Source organism: Dellaglioa sp. CoH-57-MRSF-21, from assembly GCF_056781915.1.
The window spans coordinates 1-466 of the sequence record NZ_JBXAXU010000059.1; the positions used below are offsets into that span (position 1 = coordinate 1).

Consider the following 466-nt stretch of genomic DNA (forward strand, 5'->3'; position numbering starts at 1 on the left):
GGAAGAACAGGCCGTGGCGTTTGCTCGGCGTATCGACTCGTTTTTGGACGCATCGCTGAAGGGTGCGCTGGAGTACATGGTGGATCGACGTGCCGAACTCTTCGACCGAGAGACAAAGGAGCTGCTCAATGATTAATCATTTGTCAAATCAAGAGCTGTTTGTGTCAACCCTCGTCGTGTTCGCGGTGATTGCTGTCGTGGCCGCACTCGTCATGGTCGGGATCGTTGTGTGGCTGCGCCGGACAGGGGACACGACAGCAAACCGTGAGTTCTCGCGGTTCCTTGACTGGGCGATGCGCGAAAAGCTGGATACAAGTCTTGTGTCATACATCAACGAGGGCGCGTACAGATTTACGTCCTCAGAGACGCAGGCCGCGTTCAGTGCGTGGCTGGCACGCTCCGGGGTCCGGTGATGCGAGGCATCGAATACATGCGCTCGCTTCATGAAGTGTGCCGCTTTCAGTCT

At 56.7% G+C, this 466-nt stretch carries 1 protein-coding gene; it reads left to right on the forward strand.

The genetic code is table 11. The annotated features are described in order from the left end of the window. Positions 1–128 precede the first annotated feature (128 nt). Positions 129–413, forward strand: a complete 285-nt coding sequence (locus AC1RPQ_RS07915; protein WP_281106384.1) for a hypothetical protein — start codon at positions 129–131, stop codon at positions 411–413. The last annotated feature ends 53 nt before the right edge of the window (positions 414–466 follow it).

What these genes read in the sequence shown, in the direction of transcription:
- AC1RPQ_RS07915 (WP_281106384.1), top strand. Translation starts at nt 129, where the DNA reads ATGATTAATCATTTGTCAAATCAAGAGCTGTTTGTGTCAACCCTCGTC.